This window comes from Clostridium sp. MSTE9 (genome assembly GCF_000277625.1).
Taxonomy (GTDB): Bacteria; Bacillota; Clostridia; order Oscillospirales; family Acutalibacteraceae; genus Faecalispora; species Faecalispora jeddahensis.
Genome location: NZ_AKFU01000030.1, coordinates 37987 through 63505 on the forward strand (window position 1 = coordinate 37987; position 25519 = coordinate 63505).

Consider the following 25519-nt stretch of genomic DNA (forward strand, 5'->3'; position numbering starts at 1 on the left):
GCTGGAGCAGAAACTTGCGCCTTAGACTGGAGTGACCTGTCTGCCAACACAAGAACTGCAAATCGACAAATCAAAGGCCGTCATCAGGCGGCCTTACTGCAACCCGCGAGAGTACTCTGAAAGGACCTGTCCCAGCCTGCCGTAGGGTTTTATTATAGCGTATCCCCACCCGTTTGACAAGAAAGTTCCCACTCAAACCTGTTCTCTGCAAAGGAAGGACCGTATGAAGAAAGTACTGAAAAGTCTGCTCAGCCGCACCTCCATGATCGCTCTGGCCATTCTGGTACAGGTTGCGGTACTGGTACTGATGATCACGCAGTTCAGCAATTATTATGTGTGGTTTTACGGCGTCTGCTACGTCATCAGCATTGTGGTAACGCTGTGGATTTTGAACAACAGCGAGCTGAATCCAACGTATAAGCTGGCCTGGATCGTAGCGATTCTGCTGTTCCCCATTTTTGGCGGGCTGTTTTATCTCATGTTCGGGCGCAGCCGCCACAACCGCATGATCCGCCGCAGCGTTTCGCTGGAAAATCAAAGCTTCCGCGCGTTTTTAAAGCCGGACCCCGAAATTCTGGAGGAAATCACGGAACAGAATCCGGATGCGGGTGCGCAGGTGCGGTATCTGCAGCGGTATTCCAACTGCCCGGCCTGCCGGAACGGCTCCGCGGTTTATTTCCCGAACGGCGAATCAAAATTCCGCTCGCTGGTGGAAGAGCTGAAAAAAGCGGAGCGTTTCATCTTTCTGGAGTATTTCATTATCCGCGAGGGTGTGATGTGGGATACCGTTCTGGATATCCTTGCGCAGAAAGCGCGGCAGGGAGTGGAGGTGCGCGTGATGTACGACGACATGGGCTGCCTGTTCACGCTCCCGTTCAAATATAGCCGCCGCCTTGAGAAAATGGGAATTCAATGCAGCGTGTTCAACAGCTTTGTGCCGTTCCTTTCTACCCTGATGAACAACCGCGACCACCGCAAAATCGTGGTGATCGACGGCAAGGTGGCCTTTACCGGCGGCGTAAACCTTGCGGATGAATATATCAATCTTTCTCCGCGCTTTGGTAAATGGAAAGACGCCGCCATGATGATCCGCGGGGATGCGGTGTGGAACTTCACGGTGATGTTTCTGTCCCTGTGGGGGTTCGAGCGAAAAATCACGGAGGATTACGAAAAATTCCGTGTCGTGCAGGAGCCGGACGAACCGCAGGAGGGCGGCTATGTTCTGCCGTACAGCGACAATCCGCTGGATTGGGAGCCGGTAGGGCGCAATGTATACCTGAACCTGATCAGCCGTGCAAAACAATATGTATATATCAATACGCCGTATCTGATCCCGGATAATGAAGTCCTGACGGCGCTGTGCAACGCAGCCAAAAGTGGAGTGGATGTGCGCATCATCACGCCACATATACCGGACAAAAAGCTGGTTTACATGGTCACCCGCGCCAACTATGAGGTGCTGGTGAGAAACGGAGTGAAAATCTACGAGTTTATTCCGGGCTTCAACCATGCGAAAACGGTTGTCTGTGATGATGAATACGGAATTGTGGGGACGATCAATTTCGATTACCGCAGCTTTTACATGCACTTTGAGTGCGGTGCCTGGCTGTTCCGGTGTCCGGCCATCGGCAGCATGCGGGATGAATACCTGATGTCCCTTTTACAGTGCAGGCAGGTGGTGCATGCCGAGTGCCGCAGCAGCAGATGGTATGTGCGCGCGCTCAACAGCGTCCTGAATCTGTTCGCTCCCTTAATGTGATAGGAATCCTTCATAAAACAGGTGAAAAGAGGTCTCTCCTCCGCCTTAGGCGAGGGAGAGACCTCTTTTTTATTCTCACCGGCTCGTGGACACTTTTCGTATGTAAGCGCCTTGTTTTGTCCCTTAGCTGAAAACGACCGAGGGGTCAAATAAGGGCTTTTTGTGTTCGTCCTCGCCCGCGGAACGAAATCTGCCGATTGCATTCGAGCATAGCGATAGCACTTTAAAAAAAGGATTAATTTCTTCCCTCCCCGCAGTCGAGGGGAAAAATCGCTGTGCCTGCACAGGGCATTGAAAAGTAAATGGACAATACAAAAACTTCACGAAAAATCATAAAAATTTATTTTTGTTCATAGAATGTTGACATATAGTACGAACTTTGCTAATATTTACCAGAACGGTTTTGTTTTTTGTGTGAGGCGAATCAAGCGCCTTACCTCGAAGACGGGATCCCGTTGGCACCACGCCAAAAGGGGTTCTGTTTTTTTTTATCAAAAAAGAGCGACATAAAAAAGGCATGGTACAGACGGCGTTTGGTAAAAAGAAACAGCCGGCGGAGAAAGGCGAAAAAATGGCCGCCTTCTGGTGCAGCTAAGGCCAGGTCCGGCACGGGAAAAACGGGCGGCAGAAGCCCGGAAAGAAGGGAGGGGAAATTCCGGCATGGGAAAGCCGCGGCTGATCGCCGCGGAGCATAGGTTAGCGGTTTGCCTGTAGGAACAACCTGTCTGCAATATGCAGAGCCAAAAGCTGAAATTGATCCGGAAAGGGAGTATTGAAATGATTTTTGGCATTTCTCCGCTGTTTGCACTGATTCCGTTGGTGCTGTACATTGTTCTGGCGTTTCGCGACATTCATCCCGTATTAAACGTTGTCATCTGTGTGGTGATCGCCGCCATTATGACAAAGCAGTCCTTTGCCGATATGGGCGGGGTCCTGGCGGAATCGCTTGGTTCCTTCCTTGGCATGATCGGGTTTATCATCATGCTGGGTTCGGGCCTGGGCGCTATTCTGCGGGCGACGGGAGTCGCCGAGTTCATCATTTACGCGTTTACCAAGAAAATCGGCGTCAATACCGAAAAAAAGGCGATTCTGGCCACGATGGCCACCTCGATCGTCCTCGTTGCTCTGCTGGGCACCCTGGCGGGCGCCAACGCAATCATCGCTCCCATGATTATCCCGATGGTCGCCATGATCGGCCTGACCCCCTCCACCATGGCGGCAGTGCTGATGGGCGCGGGCATGACCGGCCTGTTCATCGGGCCGTATTCTCCGCAGGTGGTCACGATTATGGAACTGACCCACGTGAGCTACAGCACCTATGTGCTGGGCGTAGGCCTGCCGGTGGCAGCTATCTGTTGGGTCATTACATATTTTATGGCTCTGCGCATCCAGAAGAAAACCAAGGGCGTTTACGCGTATACCGATGTGGAAGAGGTCAGCGACGAATACGTGGCGACGAAGGAATCCCGCCGCGCTACCACGGTGTTTTTTATCTGTATGGCGATTCTGATCGGGTACGGCATTTTCCTGCAGAAGGGCTCCTCCTACGCGATTATGGTAATTTCCGTAACAGCGGTTCTGACCGGTATTGCGGGCGGTTTGTCGCTGAACAAAGTGTTTGACGAAATTATCAGCGGCGCCGCGAAGTTGATGTGGCTGTTCCTGATGTTCGTTTTGTTCACTCCGTTTATCGATTTCATTACGAACGCGGGCGCTTTCGACGCTCTGGTCGATTTGATGTCCCCGATGTTCAAGTCCAACAGCGCGCTCAGCTTTACTGCGGTGACCACGCTGACCGGCGTATTCGGCATCGGCGGCGCCGCGACGGCGGAATCCGTGTTGCTCGACAGCATGTTCGGGCCGTTAGTCAAGGATTTGAGTATTTCCGCCACGCTGTGGGGCACGATTCTGCTGGTATCCTCCCAGATCACCTCGTTCGCTTATCCGGAAGCGGATATGCTGGGGCAGATGGGTCTGGCGCGCTCCAAAGACATGAAAAACATGGTGAAATTCGGTATTACGGTCGCGATCGCGTGCGTGATCTACGTGATTATCCGCGCCTTCTTCGGCTGACGGCGGAATAGAGCGAAAGGAAGTCTTTTTTATGGAAGAAAAGATACGCGAGTATCTGAATCTGCAGCCCGGGGAGCAGGCGGTCTTCATCAAAGACCTGACGGACGGAGAAACGTTCTGCTTCAATGAAAAGGCCGTTTTCCCGTCGGCCAGCACCATTAAGCTGGTGATTATGGCCTGTCTTCTGGATCAGGTGAAAACCGGCAGGCTGTCGCTGGAAGACCCGGTCGTTCTGACGGAAGAAATGCGTACCGGCGGCGACGGCATTTTAAAGGAGCTCAGCGCGGGGCATCGGTTTTCCCTGCGGGAGATTTTAACACTCATGATTATTGTCAGCGACAATACGGCGACAAATATCCTGATCCAGCTGCTGGGGATGGACGCCATCAACGAAATGGCTGGCAGGCTGCGCCTGAGCAGAACGGTGCTTGGCCGGAGGATGATGGATTCCGAAGCCCGAAAGCAGGGGAAGGACAATTACACCTGTGCGGACGATATCGCGCATATTCTGGAGCTGATTTATGAGCAGAAATGCGTTGACGTTCCCTCCAGCCGCCTGATGCTCGACATCCTGCGGCGGCAGCAGCAGTCAGGCCGATTGCAGCTGTATCTGCCGGAGGAAGTGGAAATCGCGCACAAATGCGGCGATCTGGATTTTCTGGAGCATGACGCGGGAATCATTCTGCTGCCGAAACGGCCATATCTGATCGTGGTGCTGACCAGGGATAACCCGACCAACAAGGATGGGCGCGAGGTGATCGGTACCGTTTCCCGGATGGTTTATGAAGAAATGCTGCAAAAAGAATAAACAGCGAAGGGCATCCTGATTCAGGATGCCCTTCGCTGTTTTAAAATGAAATGATTCTGTTTTTTCTGCGGCACTGCGGTTTTCCATTCGGATTGAAAACCAAAAAACCATACAGCCGGTGGCGTCTTTACCCCCGAAGATCAACCGGGAGCCTTTTTTGCGTCAGCCTTCGGTCTGATGATCGACAGAGCTGTTGGCAGATGCCGTTCTGCCATACAGTATTCCGACCAGAACTAGCAGTACGCCGGTCACCAGCAGGATCGACTCGACGCTGACGACGTCGGCCAGCGGGCCGAACAGCAGAATCGCCACCGGCATGGCGCTTGCGGTGATCAGCTGCACAATGGAAAAGACGCGGCCCAGTACCTCCGGCTCGGTGATCTCCTGAATGTGCACGGTCTGCGCGGTGGAAAGCGGCGGCAGAAAGAAGCCGGAGATTCCCACGAAAATCAGGTAAGAGACAAAATTCCAGGCAACTCCCATCAGCGCGAAAAACACGCCGAATGCCGCAAGGCAAAGGGAAACGGTTTTTACCTTGTTGCGGAATTCCCCTTTCGTCGCCACGAAAATACCGCCTACCAGCGAGCCGACCGTCCATACCATTTCGTTTGCGGTCAGCTTCCAGATTTCACTGCCGAAGGTGCGTTCCACCAGCAGGGGAGAAAGCACGGCGGCGGGGGTGATCAGGAAGAAAGAGGCCATGTAGCATAAAATCAGATTCCGCAGCTGCGGGTGGCGGAATGTGTAGTTGATGCCGGTTTTCAGCTCCGCCCACATGGAATCGGATTCTTTTTCGGAGCGGATGCGTTCTACGGTGATCCGGCTCATGACGAAAATCGCGAGCGCGGCGGTTGCAACATCCACAAAAAAGGCGCCGACAATTCCCACCCAGCCTAAAATAACGCCGCCGACGGCAGGCGAAAGCAGCAGCAGAACGGAGTTCAGGGTCTGGTTGATTCCCTGCACCTTGGTCAGCGATTCCTGCGGCACCAGCTGCGGGTAGATCGCCCCCACGGCCGGGGTCTGGATTCCCGCGCCGATTGAGCGCACAGCCGAAACGACCAGCAGCAGCTCCAGCCTCTGGAATCCAAGCAGAAACGCTATGGCCAGGCCGAGCGTCGCCGTGGCGATAAAGCCGTCCGACAGCATAATCAGGTATTTGCGGTTATACCGGTCGGCCCAAACGCCGCCGATCAGCGAAACCAGCACCTGCGGCAGAATCGAGCAGATGGTCGAAAGCATAATCCATACGCCGGAGGAAGTCGTCAGGGTAATGTGCCAGATGATGGCGAAGCCCACGACGGAGGAACCGAACAACGAGATGTTTTGGCTCAGCAAAAACCAGCCGACCTGCTTTTTCCAGGCGGCGGATTCAGTTGTGATTTGATTCATAAAAAAAGGTTTCCTCTCTAAAAATTCAGGGAGAAAAACACGGAAGGTCAGCCGGATGAAAATCCGCTGGCATAGGTTGACGGCAGACGGGGATCAGCGGCATTCCCGCGATTTCTCCGAAGTAACGTGGAACAAAGCAGGCCCCTGCTTTCTCCAGCGAAAATATTTTGCTGGGCCAATCCGAAAGAAACCCCGGTTCATTCCCGAAAGATATCTCATGACGCGCAGCCTCCTTTCTAAGAAGAGTCGTATCAAATTATACTATGAATCTAAATTGCAGGCAAGATGCCAAATCGCTGCCCGGCGATTTGTTCTGAAAAGCCTCTGCTGTGCGCTGATTTTGGCGGCGGAATGGGCTTCCGCTTGATTTTTAAAAGAGAACAGGCACTCGGAATATTCTGCCGGCATATTCTGTTATGGGATAAGCTTTAGATTATGAGAAAGGGGAACACGAGAAGAATGACAGATAACCAGAATCTGCAGTACCTGCAGTATATGCAAAACCTGCAAAATATGCAGAGTACGCAGAGCGCGCAGGGGACGCAGAACGCGCAAAGTACGCAGAACGCGTGGGAGACGCAGAGTGCGCAGAATGCACAGAGCATGCCAAATGTGCAGAGTGCACAAAACGCGCAGAGCACACCGAATGTGCAGAGTGCGCAAAATGCGCAGAGCATGCCGAATGTGCAGAGTGCGCAGAACGCGCAGAGCATGCCGAATGTGCAGGGCGCGCAGAATGCGCAGAGCGTGCCGAATGTGCAGGGCGCGCAGAATGCGCAGAGCATGCCGAATGTGCAGGGCGCGCAGAATGCGCAGAGCATGCCGAACGCACAAAGCATGCAGAATGCGCAGAGTATGCAGAGTGTGCAGAGTATACAGAGCATGCAGAGCTGCGAACTGACCGTTGCGGTTTCACCGCTGCCGGCCCAGACAGTGGTCGCCATGGCATATATACCGTTCCAGCAATTCGACGCAACGTATTCGGCTGAAAAGGGATTTGATCAGGGCACGATTTTCCCGGATCTGGATAAACCCTTTACAGGGAAAAGGGGTGTTCTGAAATGACAGATCAGGAAAGACTGATGCGCCAAATCAATGCGTATCGATTCATGGCGTGGGAGCTTCACATTTTTTTGGACACACACCCCAACAACTGCGAGGCGGCAAAGAAACTGGAAGACACCCGCAAGAAGATCGATGAACTGACCAAAAATTACGAAGACGCCTACGGCCCGATGGGAGAAACCAGCAACCAGACCAGCCGATGGGCCTGGATCACTGGCCCCTGGCCATGGGAAATTGAAGAGGAGGTTAACAACTAATGTGGGTCTATGAAAAAAGATTACAGTACCCGATCAAGATTAAAAACCCCAACCCCGCTCTGGCCAAGATCATTATGACACAGTATGGCGGGCCACATGGCAAAAGGGTATCAAATCGTCCGGTGGTTTTGCTTTAGATGGTTTTTCCGGTTCCACCTGAAGGGAAAATATAGAGAGCTTTTTTGATTCCTTTGACAATATCCTTTCACAGTAGTCACCAAAATGTCTTTAAAAGAATATTCTGGTATTGTTTCGGAGGGAGATGACAATGTGGGTTATTATGTAACGGTAGAATCGAACGTCAAAATCTTCGTCGAGGATTTAAATCCGGGCGGGGATAAAACCATTCTCTTTGTTCACGGGTGGCCGGGGAACCACAATTTGTTCGAATATCAGTTCAACCAGCTTCCAAGGCTTGGGTACCGGTGCATTGCGATCGACTGCCGCGGCTTCGGGCTTTCCGATAAGCCGTGGAGCGGCTACGATTACAACCGCCTGGCCGACGACATACGCGCTGTGATCGATGCACTGCAGCTAAGGAACATCACACTTGCCGGCCATTCTACGGGCGGAGCGATCTGCCTGCGCTATATGGCAAGACATAACGGCCACGGGGTATCGAAGCTGGCGCTGTTTGCGGCGGCGGCCCCCAGCCTGATTCAGCGCCCGAACTTTCCGTATGGGCTGCAGAGGAAGGCGATTCTGGATATTATTCAGGGAACATATACCGACCGCCCCAAGATGCTTGTGGGCTTTGGCAACATGATCTTTTTCCACTGTGTCGGCAAACCGATTCAGGACTGGATCTTCCAGCTGGGGCTGCAGGCGGCCAGCTGGTCAACCGCCGCGATTGCGAACACCTGGCTGAACGAGGTGCTGTTCGACGATATGGCAAAGGTCAATGTTCCCACGCTGATTCTGCACGGGTTGAACGATCGGGTTTGTTTGTATCCGCTGGCGGTGGCGCAGAACAAGGGGATCAAAAATTCAAAGCTGGTTTCGTTTCAGCAGTGCGGTCATTTCCTGTTCTACGATCAAATGGACAAATTTAACCGCGAGCTGATCGCCTTTACACAGAACGATACTCCGCTGATAGAAGGTTCGGTGGACAAAGGGGATCTGTCTAAAAAGTGGATCGGGAGCAATTCGTATCCGGCCCCGGGCAATTCGCGCTCCGGCTGATTTCAGGAATTTTGTTCCCACAAAGAAAAAGCGCCTGCATTGCAGGCGCTTTTTCTACAGGAAGAGGGGGAGATGAAACTGCTGGTTATTTATTTTCACGCCGGAAGCACATAAACCAATCCAAACAATACTGGTCTTCGTTCTGGCTTTCCATTCGCTCCTTAGCTGTTCCGCACGAGCCGGCCGTCGGTACGATCACATCGTCGCCGGGGCGCCAGTTCGCGGGGGTTGCCACGCTGTCCTGATCCGCCTTTTGCAGCGCGAGGATAATCCGTTTGATCTCGTCAAAGTTTCTGCCGGTCGAAAGGGGATAATACAATATCGTGCGAATTTTCGCCTGCGGGTCGATGATGAAAACAGCTCTGACCGCCTGCGTGTTGGACTGCCCCGGCTGAATCATGCCGTATTTGTTTGCAACCTCCATGCGGATATCTTCAATCAGCGGGAATTTGACCTCAACATTTTTCATGCCGTTCCATTCCAGCTCCTGAATCTTTCTGAGCCATGCGATATGTGCGTAGAGGGAGTCAACGGATAAGCCGACCAATTCGGTATTCAGGCTTCTGAACTCCTCCGCCATAGAGGCAAAGGTCATAAACTCCGTCGTGCAGACGGGGGTGAAATCCGCGGGGTGCGAAAAGAGAATCACCCATTTCCCTGTGTAATCTTCCGGGAAATGGATTTCTCCTTGTGTTGTAACAGCCTGGAAAGAAGGCGCCTTATCGCCGATCAAAGGCATTCTGGTAACTTGCATTTCTTCCATTTTGATTCCTCCTTTATTGATTTTTGATGTTGGTATGAGTATAGCAGGACAAAAAGAAAGCTTCCGTAACTAGGTCACAAAGTTCGGGAGAATCAAAATGGGATGCTTTTTTGAAACGCACCAGCTCCCGCCTGCATAGAACCGATGGATGATTGCATACACTAGTGCCGCAGGGGATTCCCACCATCCATGCAAGAAAACAGGTTTGGGGTCTTTAGGTACGAAATGATTGGAAGAACAGGAGGGGAGAAGATGTATTGTGTTACGATTCGATGGAAGGCGCTGATTGCGAGCATCGTTCTCAGCATGGGAACCGGTGCGCTGGCCGGGCTGTTGACCAGGGACAATTCCGCGCTGTATGAACAGCTCTATCTGCCGCCGCTGTCACCGCCGCCGTCCGTTTTCCCGATTGCCTGGGGAATTCTGTATTTTCTGATGGGTATTTCGGCCTATCTGGTATACTGCTCGGGGTGCCAGTGGAAAAGACGGGCGATTGCGGTATATCTTATCCAGCTACTTGTTAACTTTTTCTGGTCCCTGATTTTCTTTAATCTGCAAGCCTTCTTTGCGGCATTCCTTTGGCTGATTCTTCTCTGGGTGCTGATTCTGATTATGCTCCGGCTGTTTTATCGCTGCCAAAAAGCCGCCGCGTTTTTGCAGATTCCATATTTGCTGTGGGTGACATTTGCGGCTTACCTCAGTTGTGGAGTCTGGCTTTTAAATTAAGAATACAATTTTCATTTTCACCGCATCCGCTGACGGATGCGGTGTTTTACTGTACCCCTTGTTTCGTCCGGGAATATCAATCGTGCGGCAGTTTGCCGCACGGACGGCGCAGGGACATCTGTTCCCCCACACGCTCAAGCAGGGCCTTTTCATAGGCCTGGCGTTCCTCTTGTGCCAGGTGAAAGGTATGCTCCAGGCATTCGCAGCGGTATTCGCCGGATTCTTTTGTCAGCGCAAAGGCTGTGCGGCCCCAGGGGAGCACGCGCCCGTCGTCGAGCTGAATGGCTGTTGCCACCGTAAATGTTTCTCTTTTTGCCATCGGCCTCACCCCCACACCAAGCATATGGGCGCGGAATTTTGTCCTATGACAGCGGCAGCCTGTTGTATGGAAGATCTAGTGAGCGCCTAAGGCAAAACCGGCGCTTTATTGATTCTGAATAATCTTTCGCGGGAGTTCATATACAGATTCAGAGGATAAGGATTGAATTTTCCGATGGAAGGGGGAAGGCTGGAATGAAAATCGCGGCGGCCTATATCCGGGTTTCCACAGAAGATCAGGCCGAATACAGCCCAGACAGCCAGATTCGGCTGATCCGCGATTATGCCGCGCGCAATGGAATGACAGTGCCGGATGAATACCTGTTTGCCGACGAAGGAATCAGCGGAAAAACAACGAAAAACCGCACCCAGTTCAATCGGATGATCGGGATCGCGAAGCGCAAGCCAAAGCCATTTGAAGCGATCCTGCTCTGGAAGTTCAGCCGGTTTGCACGCAGCCGGCAGGACAGCATCGTGTATAAGACGATGCTGCGCAGACAGCTGGGGATCGATGTGATCTCCATTACCGAAGCGCTCGGCGACGATAAAATGTCCATCCTGATGGAAGCGATCATCGAGGCAATGGATGAGTATTACAGCATCAATCTGGCGGAGGAGGTCACCCGCGGGATGACCGAAAAGGCGGGCCGGGGCGAACCGGTTTCGATTCCATCCTTTGGGTACGACATTATCGATAAGCGGTATGTGATCCGGCCGGAGCAGGCGGAGATCGTACGTATGATATTTGCGGATTATCTGTCTGGGATGGGGGCAACGGAAATTGCCCGGAAAATCAACGCGATGGGCGTTCTGACAAACCGCGGAAATCCCTGGGCGGGCCGCACGGTGGATTATGTGCTGAATAACCCGGTGTATCTCGGTAAAATTCGTTGGACGCCGGGCAGGGCCGGGCAGAAGGACGGCGGCAGTCCTGAAAATGTTCTTCCGGGCCTGCATGAACCGATTATCGATCAGGCGGCCTGGGATCTCGCGCAGAGGCAGAAAAAGCGGTTCCAGAAGGTCTATCCCAGATATTCGAGAAAGACTCCGCCGCAGAATGGGGAGTACCTTCTGCGCGGGCTGGTTCGCTGCGGCGCGTGCGGTGGCACCCTTGCAAGGCTCGGCAAAGACAGCCTGCAGTGTGTCAATTATAATCACGGCCGGTGCAATGTATCCCACAGCATTTCCGTCTCAAAGCTGAACGCCTTGGTTTTGGCCGGAATCCGGCAGGCGTTGGAAAGCGATACTTTTGTGCTGCACCCACAGCCTTTGGCAGCGTGTACGGATATTTGCGGATTGGCGGAAAAAGCGCTGAAATACCAGCAGAACAGGCTTTTGCGCGCAAAAGAAGCGTATGCTTCGGGTGTCGATTCATTAGATGAATACCGGGCGAACAAAGAAAGCGTTCAGAACGAAATCCGGCAGATTCAGGAAGAGCTCACCGCTGCGCGGGAGGATCAGAGGGAGGAGCCGGGGCTTTCCAGGCAGAGTATTCTTGCCGTTCTGCAGGATCAAGCAACGGGAACCGATATCAAAAATGAACTGCTCCGTTCATTCGTCGATCATATTGTGTTTGACCGAAGAAACAGGACAATCGAAATTGTATTTCGCCAGTAAAAAGGATACGTTTTTACAGTGTGGCGGGCCCGACGGGGAACTCGGCGCTTCTCTTCGCTACCTGAGTCAGCGGTACACCATGCCGTATCCGGAGCTGAAAGCGATTTTAACGGATATCGGAACAGAAGAACTTGGGCATCTCGAGATGGTTGGCACCATCGTTTATCAGCTGACCCGCAACCTGACTCCGGAGCAGATCAAGGAGGCCGGGTTTGATTCCTATTTCGTCGATCACACCACGGGAATTTACCCGGTAGACGCCAGCGGCGTACCTTATTCCGCGTCGACATTTGCGTCAAAGGGTGATCCGATTACCGATTTGCATGAGGATTTGGCAGCAGAACAAAAGGCCCGCACTACCTACGACAACATCCTTCGCTTCTGCGACGATCCCGATGTCATTGATCCCATCCGATTCCTGCGTCAGAGAGAAGTCGTTCATTACCAGCGCTTCGGTGAAGGCCTGCGAATCACCACCGATCATCTGGACAGCAAGAACTTCTATGCGTTCAACCCGTCGTTTGACAAAAAATAACGGTGTTGGCGTATTACCCCGCGCGTAACACAAAAGCCCCATTCGCCAGACAGGATTTGACCGGTCTGTCGAATGGGGTTTTGTATGTTTTGAAGAAACCAGATCAGAACGAAAGTTTGATCTGGCTCGATTTTTCAGTATGTAAATAGAGCTTTTTCAAATGATTTTGACTTTGTTTTTATCATAAAAGACGTAAAAAATAAAATAATTTGTCTTTTTTGAATTGATTTATGATAATCCGAGCAGTAAAATAACATTAATGTAAATATTTGGTATTTTAATGAGAGCGTTTTCATACCAGCCATTCGTCCGCCCTTTTCAACGGATGAAATCAGGATGCGGGATGGAAAGGAAGGAATCTATGAAATCTCATCTGGCCCATATCACAGAAATCAATGGCGAAAGATTGGAGCAGACTGTGGCCGAGCATTCCTTCCATGTGGCAGATTATGCCGCCGAAAAGCTGAAAGGGATCGGCCTGTGGAACACGGCTTATCTGGCCGGCCTGCTGCACGACATGGGAAAATGCACGGCAAAATATCAGGAATATCTCTCGCGTGCGTCCGCCGGGGAAGAGGTGGTTCGCGGCAGCGTCAACCATACGTTCTGCGGGTGTATTTATCTGCTGAAAAAGTATCATGTTGGCCGGCCGCAGGGGATGGGTACGGTCACCTGTGAAATCCTTGTGTATGCCATCGGGGCGCACCACGGGCAGTTCGACTGCGTCACGCCCCAAAACACCAGCGGATTCGAACACCGGCTGGAGAAGGACCCAAAGGAAATTGGCTATGAGGAAGCGGTGAGCGCCTTCCTAAGTGAGTGTGCGCCGGCCGAAGAAATAGACAGGTTGCTTTTATTGGCGCAGCAGGAGATTTCCGCGCTGTTTGAAACGTTTCGCACGCGTTTTAGAAAAAACCGGACGCAGGTCAGCTTCTTGATGGGACTTGCGGCCCGCATGATTTTGTCGGCGGTGATCGACGGCGACCGCAGAGATACGGCGGAATTCATGACCGGAGTGCTGCAGGAATACCGCAGTGGCTCCGACCGCTTTTGGGCGGAGCAGATTGCCTATTTTGAACAGAAAAATTCATGCCTTCGGGCGCAGACGCCGATCAACGCAGCGCGAAGCGGATTTTCAGAGCAGTGCCGCATGTTTGCGCAGCAGCACGGCGGCGGTATCTACCGGCTGACTTTGCCCACAGGGGCCGGAAAAACCCTGTCGGCCCTGCGCTATACGCTGTATCACGCGAAAGCGTTTCACAAAAAGCGCATTCTGTTCGTCATTCCGCTGCTGAGCATTTTAGAGCAGAACAGCGCCGTCATTCGAAACTACATACAGGACAAAAGCAGCCTGACGGAACACCATTCCAATGTCGTAAAGCTGTTCGATACGGAGGAAAAGCTGGATCAGTACGAGCTTTTGACCGATACCTGGGAATCACCCATCGTGATTACCACACTGGTACAGCTTTTGAATACGCTGTTCTTGGACAAAACAAGCGCCGTGCGCCGCATGAGTGCGTTATCCCAGGCGGTGATCGTTATTGACGAGGTGCAGTCGCTGCCGAAAAAAGCGATGAATCTGTTTACGATGGCTCTGAATTTTCTGGCCTATGGGTGCGGCGCGACGGTCGTGTTGTCCTCCGCGACAACCCCATGCTTTGAGCAGACGGATTTTCCCCTGCAGTATGCGGACCCCGTTGAGATCGTGCCGTATGAACCGAACGATTTTGAGGTGTTCAAACGAACCGAAATCATCAATAAAACCTCTCCCTACGGCATGTCGGTGGAGGAGCTGGCCGATTTTTCCGCAGAGGTACTCAGCCGCGTGTCGTCCCTGCTGCTGATCTGCAATACCAAGGAAAGCGCGCTTCGACTCTATCGGGAGCTTGAGCATCGCTGCGACGATTGCAGGGTATTTCACCTTTCCACTTCCATGTGCATGGCGCACCGAACCGATACGCTGAAAAAAATCAACGCCGCTTTAAAAAGCAGAGAAAAAATGGTGTGTGTCTCCACTCAGCTTGTGGAAGCGGGCGTGGATTTTTCATTTGAAAGCGTCATCCGCGCAGCGGCAGGGATGGACAATATCGCGCAGGCCGCAGGCCGCTGCAACCGCAGCAACGATTTCGGCGGCATTCGCCCGGTCTACGTCGTCAATTTCAATCAGGAGGCCGAAAAACTGGGGATGCTGCGGGAGATCGCGGCGGCGCAGCGGTGCGCCCTGCAGCTTTTGCACCGGTTCGCCCAAAGTCCCGATCGGTATGCGCACGACCTGCTCAGCGGGGAAAGCGTCGCGGAGTATTACCAGTTCCTGTTTCAGGATGCGGACATCAAGGGCAAATTTGGATTCCCGCAAAGGCTGCCGGACGGTACGACCGAGGATTTGTTTGATCTGCTTGCGGTCAACCTGCGCCATATTGAGCGGCCGGAGTTTCAAGGCAAATATTTTTTGAACCAGGCGTTTCTAACCGCCGGGAACTTGTTTCAGGTGTTTGATGAAAATACGACCGACGTCATTGTGCCGTACAACATGGAAGCCAAAGAGCTGATTGCGGATCTGTTTTCTCAACAGTCGGCCTATGACCTCGCTTTTCTGAAGCGCTGTATCGAAAAGGCCAAGCCCTACACGATCCAGGTTTTTCAATATCAAATTCAAAAGCTGAGCGACTACGGGATGCTGTCTTCCACGCATGACGACCGCTTCACCGTTTTAAATGAGCAGTGTTACGATGACAAAACCGGCCTGATCATAGAGAACTTTATTTATTAAGGAGGGAATTCGAGTGCAGCATAAGAACATCGTCGAGTTTGAAGTCTTTGGGGATTACGCCCTGTTTTCCGACCCCATCACCCGCGTGGGGGGCGAAAAATTCACTTATCAAGTGCCTACCTACGAGGCGCTGAAAGGCGTTTTGCAAAGCGTGTTCTGGAAGCCAACACTGATTTGGGTGATCGATTCCGTGCGGGTCATGAACCAGATTCAGACCGAGACCAAGGGAATCCGGCCGATCAAGTACCAGCACGGCCCCAATGAAACCGGCAACGACCTGTCCTATTATACCTATTTAAAGGATTGCCGCTATCAGGTGCGGGCACATTTTATCTGGAACGAAAACCGACCGGAGCTCCAAGGCGACCGCAACGAAAACAAGCACCACAACATCGCGAAGCGCATGATCGAGCGCGGCGGCCGGCGTGATATTTTTTTGGGCACGCGCGAATGCCAGGCCGATGTGCGCCCCTGTATCTTCGGCGCGGGGACAGGCTTTTATGACAATACGCTGCAGCTCGATTTTGGAATGATGTACCATGGAATCACCTATGCCGACGAGGCGTATTCCGAGGAAACGAAAGGAATGCTGACCGTGCGGCTGTGGCGCGCGGTGATGAAGCAGGGGGTCATCGATTTTCTTCCGCCGCAGGAATGCCTTCACCGCCCGGTTCGGGAAATGGAGATCAAGCCGTTTGGGGCGGAGAAAAACAATTTTGCGTCGATAGAATCCGAGGTGATTTGAATGGCATGGATGAACACACTGTACCAGACCTATGAAGCGAACGCTCAAATGGCCGGGAAGGCGACGGAGGGCGTGCCGCTTTCTCTGGTGGCTCACATGACGGCAAATGCGCAGATCGAAGTATGGGTGAATCCGGACGGCGAATTTTGCGGCGCCTGTACGGTGGAAAAGGAAAACGCCAAAACGATCATTCCGGTAACGGAAAGCTCCGCGTCGCGTTCCAGCGGCGTTGCACCGCACGCGCTGTGCGATACGCTTTCTTATGTCGCGGGGGATTTCAGCGAGTATCTTTCTTCCCCCAAAGAGACGAAAAAAGCGGAGGAAAAATTTGAAAAATACCTTGCCGCGCTGAAAGACTGGGCGGAATCTCCTTTTTCTCACCCAAAAGTGCGGTCCATTTATGAGTACGCCGCAAAACGGAGGATGACGCGTGATTTGATTCTGGCAAAGCTTTTGGAGGCGGAGGATGGGAAGTTCTTGAATAAAAAAGTGAGCGGCAGCGTTTATGAAAAAGCGCTGGTGCGGTTCCGGGTCATCGGTACCCAGCCGGACGCTGTATGGCAGGATGAATCGCTGTTTCACAGCTACATTCAGTATTACGCTTCTTCCCAGTCCGGGGAGCGGGATCTTTGTTATGTCACCGGCGAAGCCGACACGATTTCTGTCAATCACCCGAAAGGGATCGTGGCCGCCAACTATGGTGCAAAGCTGATTTCCGCGAACGATACCGCTAATTTTACGTACCGTGGGCGGTTTTCCACTTCCGCGCAGGCGTGCACGGTCGGGTACGCGGCGACCCAGAAAGCGCACAGTGCCCTGACCTGGCTTGCTGCCCGGCAGGGAGTGACGGCGGGCACGCAGGACAAGCGCACCTATATCTGCTGGAACCCGAACGGGAAAAAGGTAGTTGATTTGGAAGACCCGCTCGGCCTTGAGGACGACGACGAACCGCGCGCCTATACCGAAGCGGAATACAAAAAGCGCCTGCTTCAAACCTTAGAAGGCTACCGCAATCAGCTGGACAACAACGATGAAATTGTGGTTATTGGTCTGGACGCCGCGACGACCGGGCGCCTTTCGGTCACCTATTACAACGAACTGAAGGGCTCTGATTTTTACGACCGGCTGGCCGATTGGTACGGCACCTGCCGCTGGTACTTTACGCGCTTTACCAATGACAAAAAGCCTTATACCACCGTGCGGACACCGCCGAACAAACAGATTGTACGGTGCGCGTTCGGTACGGAGCAGGGGGCCTTTCTGGAAGCCGGCGACAAGCTGATGAAGGAGCAGTCGCAGCGGATTCTGCACTGTATGCTGGACAGGCAGCCGCTGCCGCGGGATATCATGCAGGCGGCGGTTCGCCGCGCGTCGACGCCACAGGCTTATTCGACCGGCAACCGCGAGCGGATTCTTTCCACAGCCTGTGCGCTGGTTGTGAAATATTATTCTGACAGAGAAAAAGGAGAGCGTATCAACATGGCGATTGATTATGAAAACACCGACCGAAGCTATCTGTTTGGGCGCTTGCTAGCCGTGCTGGAGCAGGCGGAGCACAGCACGTTCGCACAGGGGGAAACGCGCGATACCAACGCGATCCGTTTACAAAGCGCGTTTGTCAACCACCCCATGAGCACCTGGCAAATACTCGAGGATCAATTGAATCCCTATTTTCAGCGAATGACCCCCGGCTCCAGATATTTCTATAAAGATTTGATTTCAGAGATCACGGAAAAAATCTCGGAATCCAATCCGGAGCAGCTGAACCGCCCTCTCGGCGAATTGTATTTGATCGGCTATTATCTGCAGCGAGCAGAATTCAGAAAATCCAGGAATCAAGACAAGGGCAACGATAAGGAGGAAGAATGATGAAAGTGCTTGAAAACAAAATCGATTTTGTGGCGCTCATTTCCGTGACAAACGCAAACCCCAACGGCGACCCGCTGAACGGCAACCGCCCGCGCACCACCTATACCGGAAACGGGGAAATCTCCGATGTCTGCATCAAACGAAAAATCCGCAATCGGCTGCAGGATATGGGAGAAAGCATTTTCGTCCAATCGGATGAGCGCTGTGACGACGGATACGGCAGCCTGAGCGAGCGGGCCAGCCAGACGATCACCTCGTATTCCTCAAAGGAGGACTATGCCGCGCAGGCGTGCGCCAAATGGTTCGACGTCAGGGCGTTCGGGCAGGTGTTCGCGTATAAAAAGAGCAAAGAGAAGGACAAGGACAGCGTTTCGGTCGGCGTTCGCGGCCCGGTGTCGATCCGTCAGGCGGTCAGCGTTTCCCCGGTGGATATCAACAGCATGCAGATTACCAAGAGCGTGAACAGCGAGCCGACCGACGACGGCAAGAAAAGCTCCGACACCATGGGTTCGAAGCATATGGTGGAATTCGGTCTGTATCAAATCAAGGGCGCGATTAATGTACAGCTTGCGGAAAAAACAGGATTTACGCAGGAGGACGCCGACACCATCAAGGAATGTCTGCGCACCCTCTTTATCAACGACAGCTCTTCTGCAAGGCCGGACGGCAGCATGGAGGTTCTTCGGCTTTACTGGTGGCAGCATAACAACAAGATCGGCCAGTATTCCTCCGCAAAAGTACATGATTCGGTGCAGGTTTCGCTGAAGGAAGGGGTCGCTTCCCCAAAGAGCGCGGAAGATTATGAGATCACGCTCCTGCCTCTGGACGGCCTTGCGCCGGACATCATCGACGGGATATGACCGGATACGAGGAAGAAGATTTCCTGATGCTGTCGGGAATCCAGCATTTTGCGTTCTGCCGCCGTCAGTGGGCGCTGATCCATATCGAGCAGCTTTGGGAAGAAAATCTTCGCACGGTTGAGGGTGATTTGCTGCACGCGAACTGCCACGACAGCTATTCCTCCGAAAGCAGAAAAGAGGTCTTTTTGTCACGCGGGATGCCGGTTTTCTCCCGCAGCCTTGGCGCCAGTGGCGAATGCGATATTGTCGAGTTCCGGCAGTCTGCCAATGGAATCCCGCTGCACGGCCGAACCGGGATTTACACCGTTTATCCGGTGGAATATAAGCACGGGGAGCCGAAAGACGGTGACATCGACATTCTTCAGCTGGCGGCGCAGGCCATTTGTCTGGAAGAGATGCTTAGCTGCGAAATCCCCGCCGGAGCCATTTTCTATGGGAAAACGAAACGCAGGCAGCGTGTGGAAATCACCGAAGAATGTAAGGAGCGGGTCCGGGCTATGTTTGCCGAAATGCACGGCTATTTTCAGCGCGGGTATGTGCCCAAGGGGAAATTGACAAAAAGCTGCAATGCCTGCTCGCTGAAAAATCTTTGTCTGCCGAAGCTGTGCAGGATCAAATCCGTTCAGGAATATCTGGAGAGAACCCTTGGAACCGAGGAGGCGGGCCAATGAAAAAGCTTTTGAATACGATGTACATCACAACGGAAAACGCCTACCTTGCCCTGGATGGAGAAAACGTTGTGGTGCAAAGCGACGGCAATACCCTGGGCCGTCTGCCGCTGCATATGATCGACGGCATCATGGCCTTTGGGTATGTCGGCGCCAGCCCGGCGCTGATGGGCAAATGTGCCGAGATGAATAAATCCCTCGTCTTTCTAAAGCCGAGCGGAAGATTTCTGGCCAAGGTGACCGGGAAATCGTATGGGAACATCCTTCTGCGCCGCGAGCAGTACCGGGTTTGTGACGATCCGGAGCGCTCACTGGCCATCGCAAAGAATATCATCTCCGCAAAGCTCGCGAATTGCGGCGCGGTTCTCAGCCGCGCCGTGCGCGACCATGCCCTGCGGATCGATACCGAAAAATTTGCGCAGATCGGCGCGGCCCTTCAAAACGGAAAGGTGAATGCTTACCGAGCCCCTGGTGCCGATACGCTCCGCGGTCTGGAGGGGGAGTGCGCCAGCCTTTATTTCTCTGTTTTCGATGCGATGATTCTGCAGCAAAAAGAGGATTTTTTCTATCAGGGACGCTCACGCCGCCCACCGATGGACAATGTCAACGCAATGCTTTCTTTCTCTTATAGCCTGCTGACCTCTATGTGTGTCAGCGCGCTGGAGGCCGTCGGACTTGATGCGTATGCCGGTGTCTATCACACCGAAAGGCCGGGCAGATGTTCCCTTGCGTTAGATTTGCTGGAAGAATTCCGTGCCCCCTTTGCCGACCGCTTCGTGCTGACCAGCATCAACAAAAAGAGCATTTGCGGCAGGGATTTCGTGGAAAAAGAAAGCGGCGGCATCCTGCTGACGGAGGACGGGCGAAAAAAGTTTTTATCCCTGTGGCAGCAGAAAAAGAAGGAAGAAATCGTCCATCCGTTTTTACAGGAGAAGGTAGAGTGGGGATTGCTGCCGTATGTGCAGGCGATGCTGCTGGCCAAATATATCCGCGGCGATATCGATGAGTACCCACCGTTTGTCTGGAGGTAGACGATGCTTGTCCTGATTACCTACGATGTGAATACCGAGGATGCAAAAGGCAGCAAGCGGCTTCGCAAGGTTGCAAAGATTTGCGTGAATTACGGGCAGCGCGTGCAAAATTCTGTGTTCGAATGCCTTCTGTCCCCTGCGGAATTATGTATTGTGAAAAGCCAGTTGCTTACTGTTATGGACGAAAAGAAAGACAGCCTGCGTATTTATCATCTGGGAAACAATTATAAAAACCGTATTGAACATTACGGAGCGAAACAAACATACAACCCGGAAGATCTGATGACATTTTAACGCGAATCGCAAGCGTACATCAAATCCGCGGGGGATTCGCGCATGAAATTGGATCAATTTATAGTGAGAAGCTTTGCTAATCTGCGATTTATTTTCTTTTTGATGTGAATGATTACTAAGCTTTAATCAAGATCGTTCCGTTGAACTTGTTTGTTTTGCAGTCGTCCCTCATGCGAGGGACGTGGATTGAAATTATCAGCCTACCATTACCGAAACTCATAGACAAGTCGTCCCTCATGCGAGGGACGTGGATTGAAATCCGTATATGCCGATTGTCGAGCGAAAGGCTATGCAGTCGTCCCTCATGCGAGGGACGTGGATTGAAATATTTAAGTTTGTCCTTGGCAGGCTGTAGTTAAAGCGTCGTCCCTCATGCGAGGGACGTGGATTGAAATAAAAAACGTGTCTTTCCCGATCGTATGAAATTCGGGTCGTCCCTCATGCGAGGGACGTGGATTGAAATTCTGAGTTTTCCGCTGCCAGCCTCGATCAAAGGGTCGTCCCTCATGCGAGGGACGTGGATTGAAATGCGGCGCTTAGACCAGTGCTTGCCGCTGTAAATAGGTCGTCCCTCATGCGAGGGACGTGGATTGAAATGGACAGCGCTCGAATCCAGCAAGGAAAAGATTGAGTCGTCCCTCATGCGAGGGACGTGGATTGAAATCTCTGTAATGTCTTGCAACCTCTCCACCCTCACAGTCGTCCCTCATGCGAGGGACGTGGATTGAAATCTCGCAGGCTACTAATATTTTCATTGTCATAGTGTCGTCCCTCATGCGAGGGACGTGGATTGAAATTGTCTTGTCTTTTATATGACCAGTTTCTGTGTGCCGTCGTCCCTCATGCGAGGGACGTGGATTGAAATCGGCAGAAGCTGGACGAGTACAGAAACGTTAAGTGTCGTCCCTCATGCGAGGGACGTGGATTGAAATGGTATTCTCTGGCTCAAAAGCTCCGCCTTTACCAGTCGTCCCTCATGCGAGGGACGTGGATTGAAATTTATATTAAGCAATGGTATAACGAATCCATAATGTCGTCCCTCATGCGAGGGACGTGGATTGAAATATCTTTATGATTTACGCAAGGAAGATTGAGCGGGGTCGTCCCTCATGCGAGGGACGTGGATTGAAATCGTTTTTCCCGACATTCCGGGCAGTACCATGCTCGGTCGTCCCTCATGCGAGGGACGTGGATTGAAATTATTACAAATGTAGGAACGACCAGTGCAGCAGTGTCGTCCCTCATGCGAGGGACGTGGATTGAAATTCCTCAAGCCAGATATAACGCTCCCGTCCTTTAAGTCGTCCCTCATGCGAGGGACGTGGATTGAAATCATCCTTTTTTGTGGGCTGGATCTAAGCAAGCCAGTCGTCCCTCATGCGAGGGACGTGGATTGAAATAACGAAAAACTTACCGATATTAACGCGCATGGAAAGTCGTCCCTCATGCGAGGGACGTGGATTGAAATAGTTCAGCAGCAGCAAGAGTACGAAGCCCACACGTCGTCCCTCATGCGAGGGACGTGGATTGAAATTGGCCTTATCACTCCCGCCCTAACCAACCTCTCCGTCGTCCCTCATGCGAGGGACGTGGATTGAAATCTGCGGGTTAAAGTCATCCTCTGGAATCCAGTAGTCGTCCCTCATGCGAGGGACGTGGATTGAAATCGATATATCTAACAGCACAGACCGCTAGAAACAGTCGTCCCTCATGCGAGGGACGTGGATTGAAATATCGGGGTTTCCCCAGAGGGCCTACGCGCTTACAGTCGTCCCTCATGCGAGGGACGTGGATTGAAATTGGAGGCGCACTTGTAGGAGTATTAGCGGGAGTAGTCGTCCCTCATGCGAGGGACGTGGATTGAAATATTCGGACGTATCTTTATTTTTAGGATTTTTAGGAGGTCGTCCCTCATGCGAGGGACGTGGATTGAAATCTTCAAGGTCGGGGATGCTTATGCTCTATCCACAGTCGTCCCTCATGCGAGGGACGTGGATTGAAATGTTTGGGATAATGATCCCACTGCTGCAAACAAAGTGTCGTCCCTCATGCGAGGGACGTGGATTGAAATTGATGCGGTCGATAAGTCGTTCGGTAAGGTTGAGTCGTCCCTCATGCGAGGGACGTGGATTGAAATTTGGGATATAACGGAGAGCTGGAGGCCGTTTTTGTCGTCCCTCATGCGAGGGACGTGGATTGAAATCTCGATGGCTTTGATATTACACCGGATGCTTTGGTCGTCCCTCATGCGAGGGACGTGGATTGAAATTCTATGTTACCCGTGAGGATTATATCAGGGTAATGTCGTCCCTCATGCGAGGGACGTGGATTGAAATACCCCCTGATTGTGATATAGTAGGGCCGTAAGGGTCGTCCCTCATGCGAGGGACGTGGATTGAAATAGAGTGGTGCACTGGTGGAAGATGCCCAGATCGGTCGTCCCTCATGCGAGGGACGTGGATTGAAATGTGGTATCTCAACCACTTCAAGCGCCCCGTGTGCCGTCGTCCCTCATGCGAGGGACGTGGATTGAAATTTCAGGCTTATAGTAATATTTCTCGGTTGCTGCCAGGTCGTCCCTCACACGAGGGACGTGAATTGAAATAGCGTGCCATCGGAGTTGACGTTGCGGGTATTGTTGGTCGCCCCTCGTATGAGGGGCGTAGATTAAAATCTGACCAGTCTGACAAATGATACTTTTGATGTTTTCCCGCCCGCATATTAAGTTTTTACACTGTGCTTCCTCTGGCCGATTCAAGTAAATATTTTTAAAGTCGATGGAATGCCCCGGTTTACTCTGCGTTTACATTGTTGGTATACTATAAGCAATAGAAAGCCGGAGAGGAGGCGCATTCATGGCCGCCATTTTAGTCATTGATGATGATCCATATATACGGGAGCTCGTGAGCACCTTACTGCATAATGAGGGCTTCTCGGTACAGGAAGCCCGGAATGGGCGGGAAGCGCTGCAAAAGCTGAGTGAAACAAAAATCGACCTCTGTGTGCTGGATTTGATGATGCCCGAAATGGACGGTTTCGAGTTTTGCGGTTATGCGCGCCGGTACTATGAGGATTTGCCGATCCTGATGTTGACGGCGAAGGGCGAGATCAGCCAGAAGGTGAAAGGGTTCGAGCTTGGAACAGACGATTACCTGACAAAACCGTTTGAAGGCGCAGAGCTTGTCCTGCGCGTCAAGGCGCTGCTCAGACGCTATAAAATCGACGCTTCGCAGACTGTCCAGATCGGCGCGCTGACGCTGGATAAAAACAGTTACTCCGTGTTCTGCAGCGGAGAGCAAAGCGACATCCCCATGAAGGAATTTGAGCTGCTTTTCAAGCTGGGTTCTTCCCCCGGAAAAACCTTTACGCGCGAGCAGCTCATCGAGGATGTGTGGGGCTACGATTTCGAGGGAAACGAGCGGACCCTGGACGTGCATATCAACCGTCTGCGCGAGCGTTTTCCCGCAGAGAGGTACCAGTTTAAAATTACAACTGTCCGCGGACTTGGCTATCGGTTAGAGGTGCAAAAATGAGACGGGAAGACAATCGAAGATACAGATCAAGATGGATTCGGGGCACGCTGCTGGGGTTCCTTCTATTGGCGGTCTGTTTTGCCGCGGGATTTGGGCTGTCGGAATTGATTTATCGCTTTACCGGCCGCCCCGCTGCAGTTTGGACGCACATCATCACGGGGCTGCTCGGTCTGTGCGTTTTCTCGCTTGGAGCAAGAATTTTGGCGGCAGTGCATACAAGGCGGCACCACAAAGACGGCCATTGGGATAAACGGAACAGATATTTGGACAGTACCATTGAAGCCCTGAACCGCATCGCGCACGGGGATTTTAACGTGCTGATCCCGGTGGATGAGCACAATCCTCTCGCTGAGATTGCCGAAAGCGTCAATAAAATGGCGCGGGAACTCGGTTCAATGGAAAAGCTGCGGCAGGATTTTATTTCGAACGTATCTCACGAAATACAGTCTCCGCTGACTTCAATCCGCGGGTTTGCGGCGCTTCTGAAAAACGACAGACTGACTGCCGATCAGCGCGCACACTATATTGATGTGATCGAAACCGAAGCCGGGCGTCTTTCCAAACTCAGCGACAACCTCCTCAAGCTGTCGTCGCTCGAGAGCAACGATCAGCCTCTTACCATCACATCGTTTTCGCTCGATAAGCAGATTCAAAACGCTGTCCTGATGCTCGAACCTCAGTGGGCGGAAAAGAACATCGATCTTTCTCTGTCCCTCGGAAAAATCACTTACATCGGCGATGAGGGCCTGCTCACACAGGTGTGGATCAACCTGATCCATAACGCGATCAAATTTACACCCGAGCAGGGCGAAATCAATATCGTGCTGACAGACGGCGGGGCGAGCGTGGTTTGTCAAATCTCCGACACCGGCTCCGGCATTTCAGAGGAAGACAAGATGCACATTTTCGAGCGCTTCTACAAAGCCGATAAAGCCCGTGACCGTGCCCAGGGCGGCAGCGGACTTGGATTGTCGCTCGTGAAAAAAATCGTGGAGCTTCACGGCGGCACAGTGACAGTGGAAAGCCAGATAGGCGAGGGGAGCACCTTTACCGTAACGCTGCCCTTGAAAAAATAAAATTGTCTCGTTTACATTGCGTTTAAGTTCGATTTATCCTCCGTTTAATTTATGACTGTAGAATGAGGTCATAAATCAAACGGAGGTGTTTTTTATGTTCTCGATCATCGTATTGGTGTGCCGCGCGATCGGCCGCATGATTCGGGAGTTCTCGGCAAAAAAAGCCGATAGATCC

General features: G+C 52.4%; 21 protein-coding genes, 1 pseudogene and 1 CRISPR repeat array. Of the genes and pseudogenes, 19 read left to right on the forward strand and 3 right to left on the reverse strand.

Annotated elements, in window-relative coordinates; all coding sequences use genetic code 11:
• Positions 1–223 precede the first annotated feature (223 nt).
• The 3 genes from cls (at position 224) to HMPREF1141_RS06500 (ending at position 4640) form a co-directional block, all read left to right on the forward strand.
• Positions 224–1759: a cardiolipin synthase gene (cls, locus tag HMPREF1141_RS06490; RefSeq protein ID WP_009062354.1), complete on the forward strand. Its 1536-nt coding sequence runs from the start codon at positions 224–226 to the stop codon at positions 1757–1759.
• A gap of 777 nt (positions 1760–2536) precedes the next feature.
• Positions 2537–3832: a Na+/H+ antiporter NhaC family protein gene (locus tag HMPREF1141_RS06495; protein ID WP_035316686.1), complete on the forward strand. Its 1296-nt coding sequence runs from the start codon at positions 2537–2539 to the stop codon at positions 3830–3832.
• A gap of 31 nt (positions 3833–3863) precedes the next feature.
• Entirely contained in the window at positions 3864–4640 is a 777-nt protein-coding gene (locus HMPREF1141_RS06500; RefSeq protein WP_009062324.1) for a serine hydrolase, read from the forward strand.
• Positions 4641–4802: 162 nt separating this feature from the next.
• Here the strand turns inward: HMPREF1141_RS06500 and HMPREF1141_RS06505 are convergent, their stop codons facing one another.
• Positions 4803–6032, reverse strand: coding sequence for an MFS transporter (locus HMPREF1141_RS06505; RefSeq protein ID WP_009062341.1), 1230 nt, complete (start codon positions 6030–6032; stop codon positions 4803–4805).
• Positions 6033–6491: 459 nt separating this feature from the next.
• Between HMPREF1141_RS06505 and HMPREF1141_RS17675 the strand changes: the two genes are divergently transcribed.
• From HMPREF1141_RS17675 to HMPREF1141_RS06530, 4 genes and pseudogenes are all read left to right on the forward strand, one after another.
• On the forward strand, positions 6492–7097 hold the full coding sequence (locus tag HMPREF1141_RS17675) for a spore coat associated protein CotJA (RefSeq protein WP_009062361.1): 606 nt from the start codon (positions 6492–6494) through the stop codon (positions 7095–7097).
• Positions 7094–7354 (forward strand): spore coat protein CotJB, encoded by a 261-nt coding sequence (locus tag HMPREF1141_RS06520; protein ID WP_009062227.1) that lies wholly within the window; start codon positions 7094–7096, stop codon positions 7352–7354. Before HMPREF1141_RS17675 ends, HMPREF1141_RS06520 begins: the two co-directional genes overlap by 4 nt.
• Positions 7354–7470 (forward strand): annotated as a pseudogene (locus tag HMPREF1141_RS06525) (manganese catalase family protein); the annotation flags it as partial. The gene HMPREF1141_RS06520 and the pseudogene HMPREF1141_RS06525, both read left to right, overlap by 1 nt.
• A gap of 154 nt (positions 7471–7624) precedes the next feature.
• On the forward strand, positions 7625–8536 hold the full coding sequence (locus tag HMPREF1141_RS06530) for an alpha/beta hydrolase (RefSeq protein ID WP_081487987.1): 912 nt from the start codon (positions 7625–7627) through the stop codon (positions 8534–8536).
• An 85-nt stretch (positions 8537–8621) separates the two neighbouring features.
• Here the strand turns inward: HMPREF1141_RS06530 and HMPREF1141_RS06535 are convergent, their stop codons facing one another.
• Positions 8622–9299 (reverse strand): peroxiredoxin, encoded by a 678-nt coding sequence (locus HMPREF1141_RS06535; RefSeq protein WP_009062322.1) that lies wholly within the window; start codon positions 9297–9299, stop codon positions 8622–8624.
• A gap of 252 nt (positions 9300–9551) precedes the next feature.
• On the opposite strand from HMPREF1141_RS06535, the gene HMPREF1141_RS06540 reads away from it, so the two are divergent.
• Entirely contained in the window at positions 9552–10025 is a 474-nt protein-coding gene (locus HMPREF1141_RS06540; protein ID WP_009062372.1) for a TspO/MBR family protein, read from the forward strand.
• Between the two features lie 76 nt (positions 10026–10101).
• Here HMPREF1141_RS06540 and HMPREF1141_RS06545 read toward each other — a convergent pair whose 3' ends face one another.
• Positions 10102–10344 carry a hypothetical protein gene (locus HMPREF1141_RS06545; RefSeq protein WP_009062294.1) on the reverse strand — a complete coding sequence of 81 codons (243 nt, stop codon included), beginning with the start codon at positions 10342–10344 and terminating at the stop codon, positions 10102–10104.
• Positions 10345–10538: 194 nt separating this feature from the next.
• Here HMPREF1141_RS06545 and HMPREF1141_RS06550 point away from each other — a divergent pair, with 194 nt between their 5' ends.
• The 11 genes from HMPREF1141_RS06550 (at position 10539) to HMPREF1141_RS06600 (ending at position 25344) form a co-directional block, all read left to right on the forward strand.
• Positions 10539–11960 (forward strand): recombinase family protein, encoded by a 1422-nt coding sequence (locus HMPREF1141_RS06550; protein ID WP_009062343.1) that lies wholly within the window; start codon positions 10539–10541, stop codon positions 11958–11960.
• Complete coding sequence (locus HMPREF1141_RS06555) at positions 11944–12495, forward strand: manganese catalase family protein (RefSeq protein ID WP_009062228.1); 552 nt, start codon at positions 11944–11946, stop codon at positions 12493–12495. Before HMPREF1141_RS06550 ends, HMPREF1141_RS06555 begins: the two co-directional genes overlap by 17 nt.
• A 361-nt stretch (positions 12496–12856) precedes the next feature.
• Positions 12857–15268 (forward strand): CRISPR-associated helicase Cas3', encoded by a 2412-nt coding sequence (gene cas3, locus HMPREF1141_RS06560; protein ID WP_155863537.1) that lies wholly within the window; start codon positions 12857–12859, stop codon positions 15266–15268.
• Between the two features lie 13 nt (positions 15269–15281).
• Positions 15282–16013 carry a type I-C CRISPR-associated protein Cas5c gene (gene cas5c / locus HMPREF1141_RS06565; protein ID WP_009062243.1) on the forward strand — a complete coding sequence of 244 codons (732 nt, stop codon included), beginning with the start codon at positions 15282–15284 and terminating at the stop codon, positions 16011–16013.
• Positions 16014–17882 carry a type I-C CRISPR-associated protein Cas8c/Csd1 gene (gene cas8c, locus HMPREF1141_RS06570; RefSeq protein WP_009062363.1) on the forward strand — a complete coding sequence of 623 codons (1869 nt, stop codon included), beginning with the start codon at positions 16014–16016 and terminating at the stop codon, positions 17880–17882.
• Positions 17882–18742 carry a type I-C CRISPR-associated protein Cas7/Csd2 gene (cas7c, locus tag HMPREF1141_RS06575; RefSeq protein WP_035316679.1) on the forward strand — a complete coding sequence of 287 codons (861 nt, stop codon included), beginning with the start codon at positions 17882–17884 and terminating at the stop codon, positions 18740–18742. Before cas8c ends, cas7c begins: the two co-directional genes overlap by 1 nt.
• A complete protein-coding gene (gene cas4, locus HMPREF1141_RS06580; RefSeq protein WP_009062313.1) occupies positions 18739–19413 on the forward strand; it encodes a CRISPR-associated protein Cas4 in 675 nt (224 codons plus the stop codon). The genes cas7c and cas4 overlap by 4 nt, the downstream gene beginning before the upstream one ends.
• Complete coding sequence (gene cas1c, locus HMPREF1141_RS06585) at positions 19410–20441, forward strand: type I-C CRISPR-associated endonuclease Cas1c (RefSeq protein WP_009062338.1); 1032 nt, start codon at positions 19410–19412, stop codon at positions 20439–20441. Before cas4 ends, cas1c begins: the two co-directional genes overlap by 4 nt.
• A 3-nt stretch (positions 20442–20444) precedes the next feature.
• Positions 20445–20735 carry a CRISPR-associated endonuclease Cas2 gene (gene cas2 / locus HMPREF1141_RS06590; protein ID WP_009062317.1) on the forward strand — a complete coding sequence of 97 codons (291 nt, stop codon included), beginning with the start codon at positions 20445–20447 and terminating at the stop codon, positions 20733–20735.
• 160 nt (positions 20736–20895) lie between these two features.
• Positions 20896–23409: direct repeats of the CRISPR family, unit length 33 nt; unit sequence GTCGTCCCTCATGCGAGGGACGTGGATTGAAAT.
• 181 nt (positions 23410–23590) lie between these two features.
• The gene (locus HMPREF1141_RS06595; RefSeq protein ID WP_009062288.1) at positions 23591–24268 is read left to right on the forward strand and encodes a response regulator transcription factor; all 678 of its coding nucleotides are present in this window, start codon (positions 23591–23593) and stop codon (positions 24266–24268) included.
• Positions 24265–25344 carry a HAMP domain-containing sensor histidine kinase gene (locus HMPREF1141_RS06600; RefSeq protein ID WP_051044284.1) on the forward strand — a complete coding sequence of 360 codons (1080 nt, stop codon included), beginning with the start codon at positions 24265–24267 and terminating at the stop codon, positions 25342–25344. Before HMPREF1141_RS06595 ends, HMPREF1141_RS06600 begins: the two co-directional genes overlap by 4 nt.
• Positions 25345–25519: the final 175 nt, after the last annotated feature.